Source organism: Nocardia albiluteola (genome assembly GCF_018860155.1).
In the GTDB taxonomy this organism is placed as follows: domain Bacteria; phylum Actinomycetota; class Actinomycetes; order Mycobacteriales; family Mycobacteriaceae; genus Nocardia; species Nocardia albiluteola.
Map to the genome: position 1 here is coordinate 1,223,767 of NZ_JAHKNI010000001.1, position 18,951 is coordinate 1,242,717.

Genomic DNA, 18,951 nt, shown 5'->3' on the forward strand with positions numbered 1-18,951 from the left:
TTTCTCTCTCGCACCCGTGACGGCACCGAGATGTGCGGTCCGTCATGAATTCCGCTGGGCCGAAACGCTAATGAGGTGCTGTTACGGCAATGTGGGCTCCGCGATGACCGGCGCCGAGAATTATCGAACGAATATTTCTCACCCCCGGAAAGACTCCGGTAACCGTGAGTAACGAAAACGAAATAGGGGGCCAGCACACTAGGACTCTTTCGCGGGCGAACGGCCCACGGTGAAAACAGAACGGCTGTCCCCGTTGAACGTACCCACATCGACACCACCACTGGTGGTCGACCGATCATCGATCAGCGGGCTGCGCCGCCGCACCCTGACCTTCGTGCCGGTGTTCGCGCAGTCGGTGGCCGCCATCGCACCGTCCGGGACCGCCGCGGTCACCCCGCCGTTCGTCATCGCCACCATCGGGGGCGGCGCGAGCGTGTTCGCCTTCCTCGCGGCCGCGGTGCTGACCTGGTGCATCGCCCTGGTCATCCGCCCGATGGCACAACGGCTCGCCATCACCGGCGGGCTGTACACCTATGTGGCCAAGGGCCTGGGCCCGGTCGCAGCGATCCCGGTCGGCTGGTCGGCGATCGTCGGCTATGCCAGCGTCAGCGTGGCAGGACTGCTCGCTGTGGCTAGCTACCTCGGCAACGTCGAATCGATCACCAGCGCCGCGACCGGCGCCACCACCGCTACGTTGACGGTCATCGCCGCCCTTGCCGCGGCTGTCGCACTGGTGCTGATGGTGCGCGGCATCCGACTGTCCGCGGTTGTCACCCTGCTCGTGGAATGCGTTTCGGCGGTGGCGATCCTGGCGCTGCTGGTTTACCTGCTCACCAACACACGACACACCGCCGATATGCGGCAGGCTGTCGCCTGGCGGGGCGGCATCGGCGATTACGCGGCCGGCGCCGTGGTAGCGATCAGCGCGTTCGTCGGCTTCGAGAGTGCGACAACGCTGTCGGCGGAGTCGTTCCGCCCGTTCCGCTCTGTCCCCAGGACACTGCTGTGGACACCGCTGGCAGCGGGCGTGATCTATCTGATCGCGGTCGGCGCCGAGGCCATCGCGCTGGTCATCGCCCCCGCAGCCGCCAGCGCCACACCGCTGTCGGATCTGCTGCTGCGCGACGATTCACCAATCCTGGCCACCATCCTCGACCTCGGCGTCGCCGCATCGTTTTTCGCATGCACCGTGGCCTCGCTCAACGCCCTGGTCAGGATCCTGTTCACGATGGGCCGCGAGGGAATCGCCCCGCGTGCGACAGGTCACACGCATCCCCGGTTCCATACTCCCGTTCCCGCCATCCTAGGGACGACAGCCGTGGTCGCCGGATGCGCGATCGCGGTGCTGTGGTCGGCGATGTCGCCGCAGGACGGCATCCGGCTGTTCCTGACCCTCAGCTCGTTCGGCTACCTGGGCTCCTATCTGGCCGCTTGCCTGGCCGGCCCGATGCTGCTGCGCCGCATCGATGAACCGAGCAGACCATTGCTGGTGCTCGGGGTATCCGGCGCGGCAATGATGGTGCTGGTGGTCGTTGCCGCCGCATTCTCGCGCCAAGCGGGCAACCAGGTGGTCGTCGCAACATATCTCACCATCATGCTGGCGGCGATCGTCTTCACCGCCGGCCTGCACCGATTCGCGCCGGACCGGCTGCGCCGCGTCGGCATCTTCGACGAGCCACAATGCGAACAGCTGCTCCAGACGGCCATGTTCCGGTAGCCATCGTGAAGGATGCCCGGCGCAGCAACTCCGTTACCAACACGATCGCCATTCTGGAGATCGTGGCCGAATACGGCGTCGGAATCACCGCGAAGGAGATCGCGCAGCGCCTGGACATGGCGCCCGCCACTGTTTATCGGCTGCTCAATTCCCTGGTTGCCGAGGAATTCCTGATCCGCACCGCCGACCTGCGCGGATTCGGTTTGGGCATGCGGTTGCGCGGACTCGCCGAAGCCCTGAACACCCCCACCGTACCGACCGCCGCCCGCCGCTGCCTCGCCGAATTCCGCGACTCGACCCGATTCGCCGTAACCCTGATGCATTTCGGTCACAGCACCGTCCGGGTGATCGACCAGGACCCCGATCATCCGGTAACGGTCGAACGTCAACTCTCCAAACACCTGCACGCCTCCGCCGCCGGAAAACTCCTGCTGTCTTCACGGACCCAATGGCGGCTGCTGATACCCGCTCCGGCCAGGCTCACCACACGCACGCTTGTCGACCACGGCAGCCTCTCGGCAGACATCGAAACCATCCGCGGCAGCGGGTACGCCCGCGCTGCCGACGAACTGGTACCGGGGTTGACATGCTTGGCGTATCCAGTCCACAACGAATCCGGAACCATCACCGGCGCACTGTGCCTCACCGGCCCCAGCAACCGGCTCGACACCCTCGAATCCCACAGCAAGCCCGCCCGCAATTACGCAGCCTTACTCGGGCCCCTGCTCTACTGACCGACAACGATCGGACAGCTGGGAGCTCGATCCGGTGTAGTGGGGCCTATCTCACCAGTGGTGTAAATTCGCTCGGCCACCCCCACCATCCCGTGGCCTGCGGCACCAACTGTCGGATCGACCGCGCCGGATCGGTCGGCAGTGGCCTTCAGTCGGCGGCGGCGTCGTCGTACCGGAGCCGCGACTCGGCCACGTAGTCGCGATGCTGCTCCGACCATTCGATGAGCGTCCGAACCCGGTCGGAGAGGGTGGCTCCCACCGAGGTCAAGGCATAGTCGACGCGCGGCGGTGAGGTCGGCGTGACGGTGCGGCGTACCAGTCCGTCGCGTTCGAGGCTGCGCAGGGTGAGGGTCAGCATGCGCTGGGAGATGCCGTCGATGGCGCGCTGCAGTTCGGAGTAGCGCTTCGGGCCGCCGGCGAGCAGGTCCAGCACCAGCATGCTCCACTTGTCGCCCACCCGGTCCAACACCTCACGCAGTTGACACCGGTGATCGATCGGCGTAATCGGTTCGCGCACAGCGGTGTTCGTTGCGATATTCGAAGTGCCTTCTTGTGCCATCTCGCCATTCTGAAACAGGCTTGTGCTACGCACAATATGTGCGCAACATACGGAAAGTGTTGTGTGTGAGATGACTATCGATACAGTTACACTGCCCCGGCGGGCCGGCGCCCGCCCGACCACGACTGGTCGCGAGATTCCGCACGATCAGCTGGACCAGTTCTCCCCGCCGGAGATCCGCGCCGCGCTGGTCGCGGCCGCCGATGCGCTGCCCGGCGTGTTCACCGGACCGAGCCAGGTTTCCGAGCCGTCGTCGCTGGCGCTGCGGATGCAACATCCGACAGGCCCCTGGGAAGCGTTCCTGTTTCCCAGCCGGGACGAATTCGGGCACATTCACCGGGCCGGATTCATGCATCTGACGGTGCCGCGGGCCCTGGTCGCGCCATTGATCGAGGCCGGCTGGGCCGAGCCGCATCCGATCACCCGTCGCCCCGAATGGCCGGACTCCATCGTGATGCTCTACGCCCCGCGCGATGCGGACGAGCTCGCCGTCGCCGTCGCCGTACTCCAGGCCTCCTATGAGCAGGCCACCACGCCCATCGAGGAGCAGTGACAATCATGCAGGCCATCGCTTTCGAAAAGTTCGGCGCCGCTCCGGAACTCACCGAGCTGCCGATTCCCGAGCCGCGTCCGGGCGAGGTGCTGGTGCGGGTGCAGGCCGCATCGGTCAACGGCTTCGACCCGGGTGTACTCGGCGGTGCGCTGCAGGGGGTTTACGAGTACGAGTTCCCCGTGGTGCTCGGCAAGGACTACGCCGGTGAGGTCGCTGCTGTGGGCGCTGGAATGGAGTCGGTATCGGTGGGCCACATGAACTGAGGACTTCCGCCAGCCCGAGCGTGCGTGAGCAGATCGACGGCAGCCCGACATCCCTCAGGCTCCGCCGGCCTCGGCCGCGAAGGAGCCCAAAACCCGGACCGACTCCATGTCCCGGTCGATGGTAGGGCGCGGCTCGCGACGGGGCTGCAAGTCGGTTCCAAGTGCCCTCCAAAACCCCGGGCGCAAAGTCGTACTCGTCGAACAGAACAACCACGAAAGGCTGCAACAGATGAGGATCGATGTACACGCGCACTACTGGACCGACGACTACCTCGACCTGCTGGTCGAGTTCGGTAGAACCGACACCGACGCGCAACGGGGCCAAGGCGCCGGCGGCGGCAGTGAGATGGACGCCCGGCTGAGACTGATGGACCGTGCGGGAGTGGACATGCAGATCCTGTCGGCCGCTCCGTTGCTGCCGCACTTCACTGAACGCGACAAGGCCGTATCGACCGCGCGATTCGTCAACGATCAATACGCCGCGATGGTGGCCGACCACCCGGATCGCTTTCGCGCCTTCGCTGCCCTCCCGATGCCCCACATCGAGGAGTCGATCACCGAAATGGGCCGAGCGCTCGATGAATTGGGCATGATCGGCGTCGTGCTCAACACCACCATCCTCAACCGCGCCCTCGTGGAGGAGCAGTTCGCGCCGATCTTCGACGAACTCGACCGCCGCGGCACCGTGTTGTATCTGCACCCTGCGGGCAACAGTGCCTGCACACCGCTGATCGCAGACCACCACATGACCTGGATGGTCGGCGCCCCGGTCGAGGACACGATCTCGGTGATCCAACTGATCACCAATGGCATCCCGACCCGCTACCCGAACATCAAGATCATCAACTCTCACCTGGGCGGCGCGCTGCCGATGCTGCTGCAACGAATCGACAACCAATATCGATGGGAAGCGCCACAAACCCCCGAGCTGCCCAGTGTCACCGCTCGCCGCATGTGGTACGACACTGTCGGACACGGTCACGTCCCCGCCCTGCGCGCCGCTATCGAATCGCTGGGCGCTGATCGCCTCCTGTTAGGTACCGACTTCCCCTACGAAGCCGGCGACATTTTCCTGCGCGCGATCGACTACATCAACGACCCATCCATCGATCCTGCCGCCACCAAACTAATCCTCGACGGCAACGCACCGACACTGCTCGGCATCGACAACCGAGGTGCGACGGGTCGAAGCGGGGCGCAATGAGTAAGCCCGAGGTCAGGCATTCCAGCGGTACCGCGACGCACGGAACCCGATGGCGGCAGCGCTAGCCGCCATCATTGCAACGAGAGAACGCGTCAATCCTGGAACGGCGACACCTGTTGCGCCCCAAGGCGCCAGGCAAACCGTCAGCAATCACAGACACGAATGCGGTTGCTGCGACTGATCAGCAACTATCCCAGGATGTGGATGGTTTTGAAGATCCGCCCGTAGTGGGCGATGGCAATGCCCAACGATGTGGGGTTGCCGTCGCGGGAGATCGGACATGTCCTCCATTGTCGCGACAACGGTTCGGCGGGCACCGAACTGTTGCGAGGATACCGTCCATGGCATGCACGTGATCACGCAACCAGGTGAAGCCCGCGAGGTGTTGACCGAGTGCCCAGTGCCCTCGGTCGACCGTGAACCAGCGGGTGTCGGAATGCGATGGCTGCGCGCGCACGTCGCCAGATTCAGCGATGGCGTCGATCACGCGCGACGACGCGCTCGAGCCGTCGCCGAGCTGGACACCGTATCGCCTACGGTGCTGCGGCAGCGCGCGTCAGAGCTGGCGGACCAACCACACCGGTTGCTGGCGGTACGGGTCCTCGCCGAAGCGCTCGGGTTCTCCAGCATCGACCTGGAGTTGGTCGCTGAGGTGGCGGCCGCGTATCAGCCGCACAACCCGGCCGGACCGAACGCCGACCGCGCCGTCGCAGGGTTGGTCGCCGCCTGTGGCGGCGTCGCTGACGAGCGCACCGCCGCTCGCATCGGACTGCTGGTCCAAGCCTGTCAGGCAACCGACGCTTTGGTTACAGCTGCCCTTGAACGCAGACCGTCCAGCAGCCCGGAGGAAGCGGTCGCCGAGACGTTGCGCGTGGACCCGCCGGTGCGTCGGACTCGCCGGATATACCGAGGCGAACTCGTCGAGGTCGATCTGGCCGGCACCGGTCTCGGCTTCGGCGCGGGACCACACGAGTGCCCCGGCCGCGACCACGCCATCGCCATCGCGACCGGAATCGTGACGGGCCGCCGATGACCGTCCAAGAGACCTTCCGTCGCCTCCATCACATGCCGCATCCGCTCGTTCTGCCGAACGCGTGGGACTGCGCTTCGGCCGCCGCCCTCGTCGCCGCGGGATTCCCCGCCATCGGTACCACCAGCCTCGGTGTCGCCGCGATCGCCGGACTGGTCGACGGTGTCGGATCGACCCGCGACCAGACACTCGCCTTGGCGCGGCGGCTCGCCACGCTGCCGGTACCGGTGACCATCGACATCGAGGCCGGATTCGACGACCCCGTGACCCTCGCCAGGGAACTGGCCCATGCCGGTGTCGCCGGGATCAACCTCGAGGACAGTCGCGCGGGCACCAGCCTCGCCGACCCCGACGATCAAGCCGACTTGATCGCGGCGGTGAAATCCGCTGCGCCCCAGCTGTTCCTCAACGCCCGCGTCGACACATACTGGCTCGACATCGACACACCCGCCACCATCTCCCGCGCCCGACGATACGCCGAGGCAGGAGCAGACGGCGTCTTCGTTCCCGGCGCACTCGATGAGCCCACCATCGCGTCGCTGGTGGCCTCGGTGCCGGTGCCGATCAATCTGCTCTACCAACCGGGCGGCCACACCGTCGACGGGCTCGGCGAACTCGGTGTCCGACGCGTCAGCACCGGGTCGCTTCTGTTCCGCGCCGCCATCGGCGCCGCAGTCGAAACCGCACTGACGGTGCGCCACAACAGCGCCCTACCCACAGGCATCCCCAGCTATGCGGAAATCCAAGACCTGCACATCCAGAACTGACCGATCGTCGGTGGTCAAGACCTCGCCGGACGGCCTCCTCAACTGTTCTGTGGCGCAGTGTATCTCGCTGCGTCGACCATGCTCGGCCGGATCGGTGATGTGTGACGTCTGCTCGGCTGTCTCGGGTTTCACGGTCACCGTCCACCTCGGTGGCGCCACGATGGACGTAGTCCGTGGTCAACTCCACAGCGTCACATGCACTTTCGGGCGGAACCGGGCGACGCCCACGCCGGACCCGCGGATCATCGCCTGGATGCATCGTGGGGTAATGATGAACCGCAGCAGTTCCGATACCGCGGGCGGGCGGGTGTCGGGCGGTAGGGTCGTTGCGCACCACTCATCGGATACCTGAAGGCCGGGTCCCTTGATGTGGCTCAGCCGATTTGTCGCGAGGTCGGACGAGACGGCGAAGCCGATCGTCAGGGTGATGCCCCCGACACGGCGGACCTCTTCGAGGGCGGCCGCATCGCTCTGGAAGATCCGTTGGTGCGACTCGGGAATGGCCAACTCGCGCAGCATCGTCGCGATGTGCCCGTCGACACTGCCGGCACTGGGGCCCAGCATCCACTGCTGTTCCCGCAGCAGCGCGGGATGCGGTGCGATGTCGGCCAGCGGGCTGTCGGGGCGCGCGACCGAAATGATCTGATACTTCAGGAACGGCCGTGCGGTGATGGTCGTGTCGGCGCCGTCCTGCCCGGGCCCCAACGCGATATCCACCGCACGGGTCTCGATCAGGCTCCGGAATTGACTGGTGGGATGCACACTCAGCTCCACCGACAGATCCTTCGCCCGCGCCGCGAACAGGTCGATGAGGCCGGGCGCGGCATGTTCGGCGAACGCGCTCGATGCCGCGATGCGCAGCAGCCGCCGACCGTGCGCCGCCTCGCTCACCTCGATGGCGGTCTGGCGCTGGAGTCCGAGAATCTCGATCGCCCGGCTGGCCAGGCGCAGCCCACCGGGCGTGAAGGCCAGACCGGCCGCCGTGCGAGTGAACAGCGGGTCGTCGAGCTCTTTACGCAGCTGCGCGATGTGCGTCGAGACACCGGCGTCGGATATCCCCAGCTCTCTGGCCGCCGCATGGACGGAGCCGAGCCGCACCACCGTCGAGTAGGCCCGAAGCTGGGCGGGCGTCACAATCCGAGTCTAGTTTGGAGGTGGACGCAGTGCCTACAGCCGCATCGCGCCTGGAGGACGCACCATGCAGGACGTGCTCACGGATCTGATGACAACCTGGAACGCCGGGGGCACGGCTGGGGTCGCGACGGTCGTGCGGACCTTCCGTTCGGCGCCGCGACCGCCCGGCGCGGCCATGGTCGTCGCCTCGGATGGGACGGTTGGTGGTTCGGTCTCCGGTGGCTGCGTCGAGGGCGCGGTCTACGAACTCGCCACCGACGTCATCCGGACCGGTCGTCCGGTGCTGGAGCGGTTCGGCATCTCCGACGACGATGCATTCGCCGTCGGTCTCACCTGCGGTGGCATCATCGACATCTTCGTCGAGGCGATCTCGCGGGAAACGTTTCCGGAACTCGGCGAGGTCGCCGCAGAGATCGCTGCTGACCGGCCGGTCGCGATCGCGACCGTCATCGAGCACCCCGACGCCGCTCGGATAGGGCGCCGGCTGCTGATCCGGCCGGGCACCGCGCACGGCACCCTCGGGTCGGAGCGGGCCGACGATGCGGTGATCGATGACGCACGCGGGCTGCTCGCGGCAGGCCGTAGCGAGGTGCTGTCCTACGGGCCGGACGGGCAGCGCCGCGGTGAGGGCATGGCGGTTTTCGTCGCCGGCTATGCCCGGCAGCCACGGATGCTGGTGTTCGGGGCGATCGATTTCGCAGCCGCCCTCGCGCAGCAGGGATCCTTCCTCGGGTACCGGGTGACGGTGTGCGACGCGCGGCCGGTCTTCGCCACCTCCGCCCGGTTTCCGACCGCCGACGAGGTCGTCGTCGACTGGCCGCACCGCTACCTGGCCGCGCAGATCGCGGCCGGCGCGATCGATTCGCAGACCGTCGTCTGCGTGCTGACCCACGATCCCAAGTTCGACGTTCCACTGCTCGAGGTGGCCCTGCGCGCGCCGGAGATCGGCTATGTCGGCGCCATGGGGTCGCGCCGCACACACGACGAGCGGCTGGCCCGGCTGCGACAGGCGGGTCTCACCGACGAGCAACTCGCCCGGCTCGCCAGCCCGATCGGGCTGGATCTGGGCGGCCGGACACCCGAAGAGACGGCGGTGTCCATCGCGGCGGAGATCATCGCGCGCCGCTGGGGCGGGCACGGTCGCTCCCTGACCCGGACCGGCGGCCGCATCCACCACCAGGCGCAAACGGCCAGTTAAGTGATTGCTTAACTCGGTCTTGACGACGGCATCAGCGGGACAGAGGCTGAGTTTCTTCCCATTGATGTGAGGTCGATCACATGCAAGTTCCTGGGCCATTCGAATACGAGCGCGCAACGGGCGTGGATCACGCCATCGGACTACTGGACCGACTCGGGGAGGAGGCGAGCATCGTCGCGGGCGGGCACAGCCTGCTGCCGATGATGAAGCTACGTCTGGCCAATCCGGAATATCTCATCGACATCAACGACCTAGCGGCTGAACTGGGTTACATCGTCACCGATCCGACGCTGGTGCGAATCGGTGCGATGGTCCGGCATCGGCACGTACTCGAGTCCGACGATCTCGCCGCGGTGTGCCCGATCTTCCGTGACGCCGAGCGGGTGATCGCCGACCCGGTCGTGCGCAACCGCGGCACGATCGGCGGTTCGCTGTGCCAGGCCGATCCCGCCGAAGATCTCACGACGGTCTGCACCGTCTTGGGCGCCACCTGCCTGGTGCGCGGACCGTCCGGCGACCGGGAGATCGCGATGGACGACTTCCTGGTCGGTCCGTACGAAACCGCCATGTCGCACAACGAACTCCTGATCGAGATCCGGATTCCCCTGCGGCATCGGACCTCGAGCGCGTACGCGAAGGTGGAGCGCCGGGTCGGCGACTGGGCAATCACGGCGGCCGGCGCAACGGTGACCCTGCGCGGCGAGACGATCGCGGCCGCGCGGATCGGTCTGACAGCGGTCAACCCCGATCCGGCGGCGCTCGCCTCCGCGGTGGAGGTACTTCTCGGTGAGCCGCCTACCGAGGAGGTCTTCTCCGAGGTGGGCCGCCGCGCGAGCGCAGCATGCTCACCTGTCTCCGATGCGCGCGGCAGCGCGGACTACAAGCGCCATCTCGCGTCCGAACTGACGATTCGCGTGCTGCGTACCGCGGTCGAGCGCGCACTGAACGAATCTGCGCTGGAAGGGAATTAGCCATGCAGGTAACCATGACCGTCAACGGCGAGCCGGTGACCGCGGAGGTCGAGCCCCGCACCCTGCTCGTGCATTTCCTGCGAGATCAGTTGCGGCTCACCGGAACCCATTGGGGCTGTGACACCAGCAACTGTGGTACCTGTGTGGTGGAGGTCGACGGCGAACCGGTGAAGTCGTGCACGATGCTCGCCGTCATGGCCGGCGGCCACGCGGTGCGCACCGTCGAGGGGCTCGAGGTGGACGGGCGACTCGATCCCGTGCAGGAGGGCTTCATGCAGTGTCACGGGTTGCAGTGCGGCTTCTGCACGCCCGGAATGATGATCACCGCCCGCGCCCTGCTCGACCGCAATCCGAATCCCGACGAGCAGACCATTCGGGAGGCGATCTCGGGCCAGATCTGCCGCTGCACCGGATACACGACCATCGTGCGGTCGATCCAGTGGGCCGCGGCGAAGCAACGTGGCGAAGCGGTGGAGCCCGAACCCGCGGCCACGCCGACGCCGGTAGGGAGCACGTCATGACCGCCGTCGAGCCCCGGCCCGAAGACCGAGTCGACAACGATCGCAAGCCGTGCGGTCACGGCAGGATGCTCCGCAAGGAGGATCCGCGGTTCATTCGCGGGCGCGGCAATTACGTCGACGACGTGCAGTTGCCCGGCATGCTGCACATGGCGATACTGCGTTCCCCGTTCGCGCACGCGCGGATCGTGAGCGTCGATGTCTCTGCGGCACAGGCACATCCGAAGGTCAAGGCGGTCGTCACCGGTGCGGACCTCGCGGCGAAGGGACTGGCCTGGATGCCGACGCTGTCCAATGATGTGCAGGCGGTGCTGGCGACGGACAAGGTCCGATTCCAGGGCCAGGAGGTGGCCTTCGTCGTCGCCGAGGATCGCTACTCCGCGCGTGATGCGTTGGAGCTCATCAATGTCGAGTACGAGATGCTCGATCCGGTAATCGACGCCCGGACCGCACTGGCGCCCGATACACCGGTGATCCGCGACGATCTCGACGGCAAGCGGGACAACCACTGCTTCGACTGGGAGACCGGCGATGCCGCCGCGACCGAAGCGGTGTTCGCGCGCGCCGATGTCGTCGTCAAGCAGGAGATCGTCTATCCGCGAGTGCATCCCGCCCCGATGGAAACCTGCGGCGCCGTCGCCGATCTGGATCCCGTGACGGGGAAGCTCACGCTGTGGTCGACGAGTCAGGCGCCGCACGCCCACCGCACGATCTACGCGATGGTGGCCGGACTGCCCGAACACAAGATCCGGGTGATCTCACCCGATATCGGCGGCGGGTTCGGCAACAAGGTGCCCATCTATCCGGGGTACGTCTGCGCCATCGTCGGGTCGCTGTTGCTGGGCAAACCGGTGAAGTGGATGGAGGATCGCAGCGAGAACCTCACCAGCACCGGATTCGCCCGCGACTACATCATGCTCGGCGAGATCGCCGCCACCACCGACGGCAAGATCCTGGCCATCCGGTCGACCGTGCTCGCCGATCACGGCGCCTTCAATGGCACGGCCGCGCCGCTGAAGTATCCGGCGGGCTTCTTCGGCGTCTTCACCGGTAGCTATGACATCGAGGCCGCCTACTGCAAGATGACCGCGGTCTACACCAACAAGGCCCCCGGCGGCGTCGCCTACGCGTGCTCGTTCCGGATCACCGAGGCAGTCTACTTCGTCGAGCGGTTGGTGGATTGCCTCGCCTACGAACTGAAGATGGATCCGGCGCAGCTGCGGCTGCGGAATCTTCTTCGCGCCGAACAGTTCCCGTACACCAGCAAGACCGGCTGGGTCTACGACTCCGGCGACTACGAGAAGACCATGCGTCTGGCAATGGACATGATCGGCTACGACGCGTTGCGAAAGGAACAGCGGGACAGGCGCGCCCGCGGCGAGCTGATGGGCATCGGAATGTCCTTCTTCACCGAGGCCGCAGGCGCGGGTCCGCGCAAGGATATGGACATCCTCGGGCTCGGGATGGCCGACGGGTGCGAGCTGCGCGTCCATCCGACCGGCAAAGCCGTTGTGCGGCTATCGGTTCAAACTCAGGGGCAGGGGCACGAGACGACGTTCGCCCAGATCGTCGCCGAGGAACTCGGCATCCCGCCCGACGACATCGACGTTGTGCACGGCGACACCGATCAGACACCGTTCGGCCTCGGCACCTACGGCAGCCGGTCGACACCGGTCTCGGGCGCCGCTGCCGCACTGGTGGCGCGGAAGGTGCGCGACAAGGCGCGAATCATCGCGTCGGGCATGCTCGAGGTCTCCGTCGCCGACCTCGAGTGGGAGAAGGGCTCGTTCCACGTCAAGGGCGATCCGTCCGCGGCCGTGACGATCCAGCAGATCGCGATGCGCGCACACGGCGCCGGTGATCTGCCCGAGGGGATCGAGGGCGGACTCGACGCGCAGATCTGTTACAACCCGGAGAATCTCACCTTCCCCTACGGTGCGTACTTCTGCGTCGTCGACATCGACCCGGGTACGGCCGTGGTGAAGGTGCGGCGCTTCCTCGCCGTCGACGACTGCGGCACCCGGATCAATCCGATGATCATCGAGGGTCAGGTGCACGGCGGCATCACCGACGGCATCGGCATGGCGCTGATGGAGATCATGGCCTTCGACGAGGACGGCAACTGCCTCGGCGGATCCCTGATGGACTACCTCATCCCGACGGCGCTCGAGGTTCCGCATTTCGAGACCGGTTACACGGTCACGCCGTCGCCGCATCATCCGATCGGCGCGAAGGGCATCGGCGAATCTGCCACCGTCGGATCGCCTGCGGCGGTGGTCAACGCGGTGGTGGATGCGCTGGCGCCGTTCGGGGTTCGGCACGCCGACATGCCGTTGACGCCGTCGCGGGTGTGGGACGCGATGCGGGGCCGGGCCACACCGCCCATTTGAGTGGGGTCCGAGCGATGGGGTCACCGATGAAGATGAACGAGCGTGCAGAGGAGCTGGCCCGCGCCCGGACCCCGTTCGTGCACGCGACCGTCGTGCGCGCCCAGCAGCCGACCTCGGCCCACGCCGGGGACGAGGCGATCCTGTTGCAGGACGGGACGATCGAAGGATTCGTCGGCGGCCAGTGCGCCCAGAACTCGGTCCGCAAGGCGGCGCTGGGTGCCCTGCAGTCGCACGAGAGTGTGCTGCTGCGCGTACTGCCCGACGGCGATCTGCATTTTCCCGAGGCGCCCGGCGCGGCGGTGGTGGTGAATCCCTGTCTGTCAGGCGGCGCGCTGGAGATCTTCCTGGAGCCGCAGATTCCGGCGCCGCTGGTGCGCATCTGCGGCGCGACACCCATCGCGGATGCCTTGGCCGACATGTGCGAACTGGTGGGTTTCGGGGTGCGGCGCAGTGTGGCCGAAGCCGGCTCGCTGGATTCGCTGGCCGATACGACGGTGGTGGTGATCGCCAGTCACGGTGGCCCGGAGGCCGAGATGATCCGCGTCGCGCTCGACGCGGGTGTGGGGTACATCGGGTTGGTGGCCAGCACGATTCGGGGCGCGTCGATCCTCGACGAACTCGAATTGACCGACGCCGAGCGGGCTCGCGTCCGCACCCCGGTGGGCTTGCCGATCGGCGCCAAGACGTCCGCGGAGATAGCGGTCTCGATTGTCGCGGAAGTGATCCAGGCGATCCGTAAAGGTGGCTTGGCCGTCACGCCCCGCGCGGCGAAGGTCGCGATCGAGGTGCTCGATCCGGTGTGCGGCATGACCGTGGCCGTCGGGCCGGACACACCGCATCTCATTGTCGACGGTGTCGACCACTGGTTCTGCAGCTCCGGCTGCCGCACCTCTTTCGCAGCGACGAGGACAGGCTCATGACGAACGGGGTCGTCACCGGAGTGGTGCTCGCGGCGGGAACCTCGGAGCGTCTCGGCACGGCGAAACAGCTACTGCCGTACCGGAATACGACGGTTCTCGGCGCCACCCTCGACATGGTGCGGTCCTGCGCGTTCGATCAGATCATCGTCACGCTCGGTGGCGCGGCGGCGGCGGTGGCCCAGCAGGTCGATCTCACCGGGGTGGAGGTCGTGCTGGCCGAAGACTTCGGTTCAGGCTGTTCGTCGTCGTTGCGTTCGGCTCTGAACCTGGTGCATCCGCGGGCCGCCGGAATCGTGCTGATGCTCGGTGATCAACCGGGTGTGTCGGCGGCGACCGTCGAGCGGCTGATCGCCGAGGGAACGTCCGCCGCGATCACGGTCTGCCGCTACCACGACGGTATCGGGCATCCATTTTGGCTCAGGCGCAGCATATTCGGCGAGTTGGCGCGATTGCGCGGCGACAAGGCCGTGTGGAAGATCATCGAGTCGGGCCGCGTCCCGGTGTCGCAACTCGACGTCGACGCACCGGTGCCTCTGGACGTCGACACCTGGGACGACTACCAGCGCCTGCGCGCCGCGACGTCGCCATGATGTCGCCGTTCGACGATATCGAGGACGTGGTGCGGCGATTCGACGCCGACGACTACCTGCTCGATACCGGAACCGCCGCCGCCTTCTATCTGGCCACCACGTTGGGCCGGCCACTGCTGCTGGAAGGTGAACCGGGAGTGGGCAAGACGACGGCGGCGAAGACCCTGGCCACCGTGCTGGGTGCACCGCTGATCCGCCTGCAGTGCTACGAGGGCCTCACCGTGAGCGAAGCGCTGTACGACTGGAACTACCAGCGTCAGCTGCTCAGCATCCGGCTCGCCGAGGCGCGCGGCGCCGACCTCACCGAAGCTGACCTGTTCACCGAGGCATATCTGGTCGACCGCCCGATCCTACGCTGTGTGCGATATCGCGGCCCGACGCCCCCGGTGCTGCTGATCGACGAAATCGACCGTGCCGACGACGAATTCGAAGCGCTGCTGCTCGAATTCCTCGGTGAGGCCACGGTGACCGTTCCCGAACTCGGGACCTTTGTCACCGAACACCCGCCGCTCGCGGTGCTGACCTCGAACCGCAGTCGCGACCTGCACGACGCGCTGCGGCGGCGCTGCCTCTACCACTGGATCGACTACCCGGAACCGGCCCGTGCGGTAGCGATCGTGCGACGCACCGTGCCCGGGGCAACCGACGCGCTGATCGAGCACGCCACCCAATTCGTCGGCCGCGCGCGCGATCTCGATCTCGACAAGCCGCCCGGCGTCGCCGAGACCATCGACTGGATCGCCGCGCTGGTGACGCTCGACGTCGCCGATCTCACCGCGCCGGAGGCGGTCGCCGCGCTCAGCGCACTGGCGAAGACCCCCGACGACCGCGCCACCGTCCACGAGGCATTCGTCGAATACACCCGAAGCCTGGCTACCGGATGAGAGGGATACTCCGATGAAGATCGCCAACGAGTTCACCGTCAACGCACCCGTCGAGCAGGCATGGGAGGTGCTGACCGACCTCGAACAGGTGGTCCCACTCATGCCCGGCGCACAAATGGTCGGCTGGGAGGGAGACGACTTCCTCGGCAAACTGAGGGTCAAAGTCGGCCCGGTGACCAGCGAATTCACCGGGAAGGCACATTTCGTCGAGCGCGACGAACACGACCATCGCGCCGTCATCAACGGCAGCGGCCGGGATTCACGCGGATCCGGAAACGCAGCGGCGACCATCACCACGCAACTGCGCGAAGACGGCGACAAGACCCGCGTCACCGTGGACACCGACCTCAAGATCGTCGGCAAGCTCGCCCAGTTCGGCAGCGGGATGCTGCAGCAGGTGTCCGAGAAACTGATCGGACAATTCGTCGCCTCCTTGGAATCGAAACTCGCAGTGGGCGATTCGGGCGCTGCGGAGCCGGTGGTCGGGCCGGATAGCGCAGCGGCACGGCCCCAACCGGTTGCACAACCCGCGGCGGCACCGCTCGACCTCGTCGATCTCGTCGGGCCCGCGATGATCAAGAAGTATGCGCCCGCGATCGCGGTCGGGCTGGCGACCGTGCTCGCGATTGTCCTGGTACGCAGGCGGATACGCGGGAAGCGATGACACGAGCGGTGCTGCTGCGCGGTGTCGATCTGGCCGCATTCGCCGTTGCGATGGTCGCGCGGCTGCGGCGTGGTGGCGTTGCGGTGGCGCCGAGCGGGCCCGCGTTGTTCGTGCAGGCCTTGCGTCGCATGGTGCCGCGGTCGCGCACCGAACTCTACTGGGCTGCGCGACTCACGCTCGTCGATCGCATGCAGGATCTCGCGGCCTTCGACGCGGTCTTCGCGACGGTGTTCGCCGACGCGGTGCTGGGTGTGGACCCGCCGAGCCGGACGCACGGACTGCCGCCCGAACGTGCGTCGGCGCCGGGCACGGGCCGTCGGGGGCAGTCCCGGCAAGGCGGTGAAGTCCCGTGGGCGACACTGCAATCAGCGACTGGTGCCGACCGATCGACCGACCGGGGCGTGGCGCTGCCGGACCTGCTGCCGAGCCGGTTCGCTGCACGGGAAGCCGAGCCGTTCGCCCGCTTCGATCCGGACGACCTGCGGACGGTCGGCGCCTGGCTGGAACAGGCGTCGGCGCTGTGGCCGCAGCGCCGCAGCAGGCGCTACGCGAACCATCCGCACGGCAAGCGGATCGACTTCCGGGCGACGATGAACAACTCCCGTCGCACCGGCTGGGAGTCGGCGGTGCTGGTCCGCACTCGTCCCCGGCGCCGCCCGCGCCGAATCGTCATGATCTGCGACGTCAGCCGATCGATGCAGCCGTATTCGACGATCTACCTGCACCTGATGCGGGCCGCGACGGCGCGCCGTTCGCCCGATCGACCCGAGGTGTTCGTCTTCTCCACCTCGCTGACCAGGCTGACCTCGGTGCTGGCGCACCGTTCCCCGGATGTCGCGGTGGCCCGGGCCAACGACAAGGTGGTCGACCGCTACGGCGGCACGCATATCGGCCGGTGCCTCGGCACGCTGCTCGCAACTCCGTCCGGCAACGCGGTGCGCGGCGCCGTCGTCGTCATCGCATCGGACGGCTGGGACAGCGACGCCCCCGATGTCCTCGCCCGCGCGATGGCCCGGATCCGACGCCGGGCTTGGCGCGTCATCTGGCTCAATCCCCGTGCGGGCGACACCCGATTCCAGCCGGCCACCGGTGCGATGGCGGCAGCCCTGCCGTACTGCGACATCATGATGCCCGCGCATACGCTGGCGGGCATACACGCTCTCATGCAGGCTCTGGCATCGGCGAGCGTCACCTGATGGCTAGCCTCCTGCAATCGCATGGGCATTGCTGGACCCGTCGCTGCAAACCTTGGCGACGATCAAGGAGAAGCACGCGTACCCGGTGGTGTCGGTGTTGAACAGGAATTTGTCGAGTGCGGCGGCTTCGACACTGGTCGGGATCGCCCCGCTGTCGTCCCAGTCCTGCTCGTCCCGGTGCTCCTGCTCGGTTTTCGCTGACCCCGCCCGTCAACGCAACAGCTCGCACCCCACCATGTCCCAGCGACTTTGCCTCGCTGGCCAGCACCAGCCGCCGCTGCCGCTCGTTTGGCTACAGGCCGGTTGGTTTTCCTCCCAAGGTTGGGAATACGCCGTAATTCCCGTGGCCCGGTGAACGTTAGGTTCTGGGAGAGTCGGGGCCCAATCTCGGACAAATCGGGAGAATTCGTGTCATATACCAGGCTCTTCATCAGCCTCCTCGCCTCTCTTGCGCTAGCGGGCGCCGTGCTGGCCGGACCCACCTTGACGAGCACCCCGGCATCCGCCAATGCGCTCCCCGCCCCAGGCCCTGCGGTTCCTGCGGTCGCCGACCTTAACGGCGACGGCATCCCGGACGTCGTATTCAGCGACTTCGTTCTCGGGCTCGGCGTGTCGGTTTTCCTGGGTAAGCCCGGCGGGGGCTTCCAGCCCGCTGTCCGCTACGCCACCGGTGGTCAAGCGGATTACGTCGCGATCGCAGACTTCAACCACGACGGCAAGCTCGACCTGGCCGTGACCAATTTCACCTCGAACGACGTGTCCATTCTGATGGGCAACGGTGACGGCACCTTCGCCAAGGCCGTCAACTACCCGACCGACCTCGCCCCTGGGGCGGTGGTCGTCGGCGACTTCAACCACGATGGCATCCCCGATCTCGCCACCTCCAATCAGGCCCCGTCGATGTCGGTACTCCTGGGCAAGGGTGACGGCACCTTCGCCAAGGCTGTCAACTATCCCAGCAACCTTGGCGTCGGCTCCGGGTCCGCCGACGCCGCGGACTTCGATGGGGACGGCAACCTCGACCTGCTCCGCGGCAACTACGCCAACAGCACCATTCAGATCTACCGCGGCCGCGGTGACGGCACCTTCGCCGCCCCGACGACGTTCAGCGAGGGCGCCCTGACCGCCTGGTACGGCAAGGCGCACGATATCAACGGCGACGGCAAGCCCGACATCCTCTTTTCCAACCTCGCCGCCGGCACAGTGTCCACACTCATCAACAAGGGGGACGGCACCTTCGGACCGGCCAAGGCATACTCGACGGGCGGCCTGCTCCCGCAGTGCTTCGATCTCGGCGACCTCAACGGCGACGGCAAGCTCGACATGGTGGTCGCCAATGGCGGCAGCTCCAGTATCAGCGTCCTGCTGGGGACCGGGAACGGCACCTTCGGCCCGCCCCACACCTACCCCTCCGGCGGACTCGTCCCCCTGTCCACCCCGATTCTCGCCGACTTCAACGGCGACGGAAAGTTGGATCTCGTCATCGGCAATACCGGCTCGGGGAACATCACCCTGCGCTACGGCAACGGTGACGGCACGTTCGGTCCCCCCACCAACTACGCGGCCTGACCGACCTCGGCAGGCCCCCGGTCTGCGCGGGTTCACGCGATCGCTGCAACACTCCCGATGTGGGAGGTTGCGGCGATCGTGTCGTTTCCG

General features: G+C 66.9%; 19 protein-coding genes. 17 read left to right on the forward strand and 2 right to left on the reverse strand.

The genetic code is table 11. The annotated features are described in order from the left end of the window. Positions 1–283 precede the first annotated feature (283 nt). Both KO481_RS05695 and KO481_RS05700 read left to right on the forward strand, forming a co-directional pair. Entirely contained in the window at positions 284–1,717 is a 1,434-nt protein-coding gene (locus KO481_RS05695; RefSeq protein ID WP_308166339.1) for an APC family permease, read from the forward strand. A gap of 5 nt (positions 1,718–1,722) precedes the next feature. Further along, entirely contained in the window at positions 1,723–2,451 is a 729-nt protein-coding gene (locus KO481_RS05700) for an IclR family transcriptional regulator (protein WP_308166340.1), read from the forward strand. Positions 2,452–2,599: 148 nt separating this feature from the next. Here KO481_RS05700 and KO481_RS05705 read toward each other — a convergent pair whose 3' ends face one another. Further along, the gene (locus tag KO481_RS05705) at positions 2,600–3,010 is read right to left on the reverse strand and encodes a winged helix-turn-helix transcriptional regulator (RefSeq protein WP_215915784.1); all 411 of its coding nucleotides are present in this window, start codon (positions 3,008–3,010) and stop codon (positions 2,600–2,602) included. Positions 3,011–3,080: 70 nt separating this feature from the next. Here KO481_RS05705 and KO481_RS05710 point away from each other — a divergent pair, with 70 nt between their 5' ends. The 5 genes from KO481_RS05710 to KO481_RS05730 all read left to right on the forward strand — a co-directional run bounded on the left by KO481_RS05710 (position 3,081) and on the right by KO481_RS05730 (position 6,827). Next, positions 3,081–3,563, forward strand: a complete 483-nt coding sequence (locus KO481_RS05710; protein ID WP_215915785.1) for a luciferase domain-containing protein — start codon at positions 3,081–3,083, stop codon at positions 3,561–3,563. A 5-nt stretch (positions 3,564–3,568) separates the two neighbouring features. Then, a complete protein-coding gene (locus tag KO481_RS05715) occupies positions 3,569–3,826 on the forward strand; it encodes an alcohol dehydrogenase catalytic domain-containing protein (RefSeq protein WP_245400513.1) in 258 nt (85 codons plus the stop codon). Positions 3,827–4,055: 229 nt separating this feature from the next. Beyond that, positions 4,056–5,030: an amidohydrolase family protein gene (locus KO481_RS05720; RefSeq protein ID WP_215915787.1), complete on the forward strand. Its 975-nt coding sequence runs from the start codon at positions 4,056–4,058 to the stop codon at positions 5,028–5,030. Between the two features lie 346 nt (positions 5,031–5,376). Next, positions 5,377–6,063 (forward strand): cytochrome P450 family protein, encoded by a 687-nt coding sequence (locus tag KO481_RS05725; protein WP_215915788.1) that lies wholly within the window; start codon positions 5,377–5,379, stop codon positions 6,061–6,063. Beyond that, positions 6,060–6,827 carry an isocitrate lyase/PEP mutase family protein gene (locus KO481_RS05730; RefSeq protein WP_215915789.1) on the forward strand — a complete coding sequence of 256 codons (768 nt, stop codon included), beginning with the start codon at positions 6,060–6,062 and terminating at the stop codon, positions 6,825–6,827. The genes KO481_RS05725 and KO481_RS05730 overlap by 4 nt, the downstream gene beginning before the upstream one ends. 177 nt (positions 6,828–7,004) lie before the next feature. On the opposite strand, the gene KO481_RS05735 is transcribed toward KO481_RS05730, so the two are convergent. Next, positions 7,005–7,961, reverse strand: a complete 957-nt coding sequence (locus KO481_RS05735) for a LysR family transcriptional regulator (protein WP_215915790.1) — start codon at positions 7,959–7,961, stop codon at positions 7,005–7,007. A gap of 64 nt (positions 7,962–8,025) precedes the next feature. On the opposite strand from KO481_RS05735, the gene KO481_RS05740 reads away from it, so the two are divergent. The 10 genes from KO481_RS05740 (at position 8,026) to KO481_RS05785 (ending at position 18,861) form a co-directional block, all read left to right on the forward strand. Then, the gene (locus KO481_RS05740; RefSeq protein ID WP_215915791.1) at positions 8,026–9,159 is read left to right on the forward strand and encodes an XdhC family protein; all 1,134 of its coding nucleotides are present in this window, start codon (positions 8,026–8,028) and stop codon (positions 9,157–9,159) included. 80 nt (positions 9,160–9,239) lie between these two features. Continuing rightward, positions 9,240–10,130 carry an FAD binding domain-containing protein gene (locus tag KO481_RS05745; RefSeq protein ID WP_215915792.1) on the forward strand — a complete coding sequence of 297 codons (891 nt, stop codon included), beginning with the start codon at positions 9,240–9,242 and terminating at the stop codon, positions 10,128–10,130. 2 nt (positions 10,131–10,132) lie between these two features. Further along, positions 10,133–10,651 carry a (2Fe-2S)-binding protein gene (locus tag KO481_RS05750; RefSeq protein WP_215915793.1) on the forward strand — a complete coding sequence of 173 codons (519 nt, stop codon included), beginning with the start codon at positions 10,133–10,135 and terminating at the stop codon, positions 10,649–10,651. After that, positions 10,648–13,038: an aerobic carbon-monoxide dehydrogenase large subunit gene (locus tag KO481_RS05755; protein WP_215915794.1), complete on the forward strand. Its 2,391-nt coding sequence runs from the start codon at positions 10,648–10,650 to the stop codon at positions 13,036–13,038. The genes KO481_RS05750 and KO481_RS05755 overlap by 4 nt, the downstream gene beginning before the upstream one ends. Before the next feature lie 26 nt (positions 13,039–13,064). After that, positions 13,065–13,958 carry an XdhC family protein gene (locus tag KO481_RS05760; RefSeq protein ID WP_215915795.1) on the forward strand — a complete coding sequence of 298 codons (894 nt, stop codon included), beginning with the start codon at positions 13,065–13,067 and terminating at the stop codon, positions 13,956–13,958. Then, on the forward strand, positions 13,955–14,548 hold the full coding sequence (locus tag KO481_RS05765; protein WP_215915796.1) for a nucleotidyltransferase family protein: 594 nt from the start codon (positions 13,955–13,957) through the stop codon (positions 14,546–14,548). The genes KO481_RS05760 and KO481_RS05765 overlap by 4 nt, the downstream gene beginning before the upstream one ends. Continuing rightward, positions 14,545–15,432, forward strand: coding sequence for an AAA family ATPase (locus tag KO481_RS05770; RefSeq protein WP_215915797.1), 888 nt, complete (start codon positions 14,545–14,547; stop codon positions 15,430–15,432). The genes KO481_RS05765 and KO481_RS05770 overlap by 4 nt, the downstream gene beginning before the upstream one ends. A 13-nt stretch (positions 15,433–15,445) precedes the next feature. Then, a complete protein-coding gene (locus KO481_RS05775) occupies positions 15,446–16,096 on the forward strand; it encodes an SRPBCC family protein (protein WP_215915798.1) in 651 nt (216 codons plus the stop codon). Then, the gene (locus KO481_RS05780) at positions 16,093–17,292 is read left to right on the forward strand and encodes a vWA domain-containing protein (protein ID WP_215915799.1); all 1,200 of its coding nucleotides are present in this window, start codon (positions 16,093–16,095) and stop codon (positions 17,290–17,292) included. The genes KO481_RS05775 and KO481_RS05780 overlap by 4 nt, the downstream gene beginning before the upstream one ends. 408 nt (positions 17,293–17,700) lie before the next feature. Continuing rightward, positions 17,701–18,861, forward strand: a complete 1,161-nt coding sequence (locus KO481_RS05785) for an FG-GAP repeat domain-containing protein (RefSeq protein WP_215915800.1) — start codon at positions 17,701–17,703, stop codon at positions 18,859–18,861. Positions 18,862–18,951: the final 90 nt, after the last annotated feature.

Bases quoted from the DNA above. Each gene is read 5' to 3' on its own strand.
- KO481_RS05770 (WP_215915797.1), top strand. From the start codon at position 14,545: ATGATGTCGCCGTTCGACGATATCGAGGACGTGGTGCGGCGATTCGAC.
- KO481_RS05775 (WP_215915798.1), top strand. From the start codon at position 15,446: ATGAAGATCGCCAACGAGTTCACCGTCAACGCACCCGTCGAGCAGGCA.
- KO481_RS05750 (WP_215915793.1), top strand. From the start codon at position 10,133: ATGCAGGTAACCATGACCGTCAACGGCGAGCCGGTGACCGCGGAGGTC.
- KO481_RS05720 (WP_215915787.1), top strand. From the start codon at position 4,056: ATGAGGATCGATGTACACGCGCACTACTGGACCGACGACTACCTCGAC.
- KO481_RS05715 (WP_245400513.1), top strand. From the start codon at position 3,569: ATGCAGGCCATCGCTTTCGAAAAGTTCGGCGCCGCTCCGGAACTCACC.
- KO481_RS05740 (WP_215915791.1), top strand. From the start codon at position 8,026: ATGCAGGACGTGCTCACGGATCTGATGACAACCTGGAACGCCGGGGGC.
- KO481_RS05725 (WP_215915788.1), top strand. From the start codon at position 5,377: ATGCACGTGATCACGCAACCAGGTGAAGCCCGCGAGGTGTTGACCGAG.
- KO481_RS05760 (WP_215915795.1), top strand. From the start codon at position 13,065: ATGAAGATGAACGAGCGTGCAGAGGAGCTGGCCCGCGCCCGGACCCCG.
- KO481_RS05755 (WP_215915794.1), top strand. From the start codon at position 10,648: ATGACCGCCGTCGAGCCCCGGCCCGAAGACCGAGTCGACAACGATCGC.
- KO481_RS05780 (WP_215915799.1), top strand. From the start codon at position 16,093: ATGACACGAGCGGTGCTGCTGCGCGGTGTCGATCTGGCCGCATTCGCC.
- KO481_RS05765 (WP_215915796.1), top strand. From the start codon at position 13,955: ATGACGAACGGGGTCGTCACCGGAGTGGTGCTCGCGGCGGGAACCTCG.
- KO481_RS05745 (WP_215915792.1), top strand. From the start codon at position 9,240: ATGCAAGTTCCTGGGCCATTCGAATACGAGCGCGCAACGGGCGTGGAT.
- KO481_RS05710 (WP_215915785.1), top strand. From the start codon at position 3,081: ATGACTATCGATACAGTTACACTGCCCCGGCGGGCCGGCGCCCGCCCG.
- KO481_RS05730 (WP_215915789.1), top strand. From the start codon at position 6,060: ATGACCGTCCAAGAGACCTTCCGTCGCCTCCATCACATGCCGCATCCG.
- KO481_RS05705 (WP_215915784.1), bottom strand. From the start codon at position 3,010: ATGGCACAAGAAGGCACTTCGAATATCGCAACGAACACCGCTGTGCGC.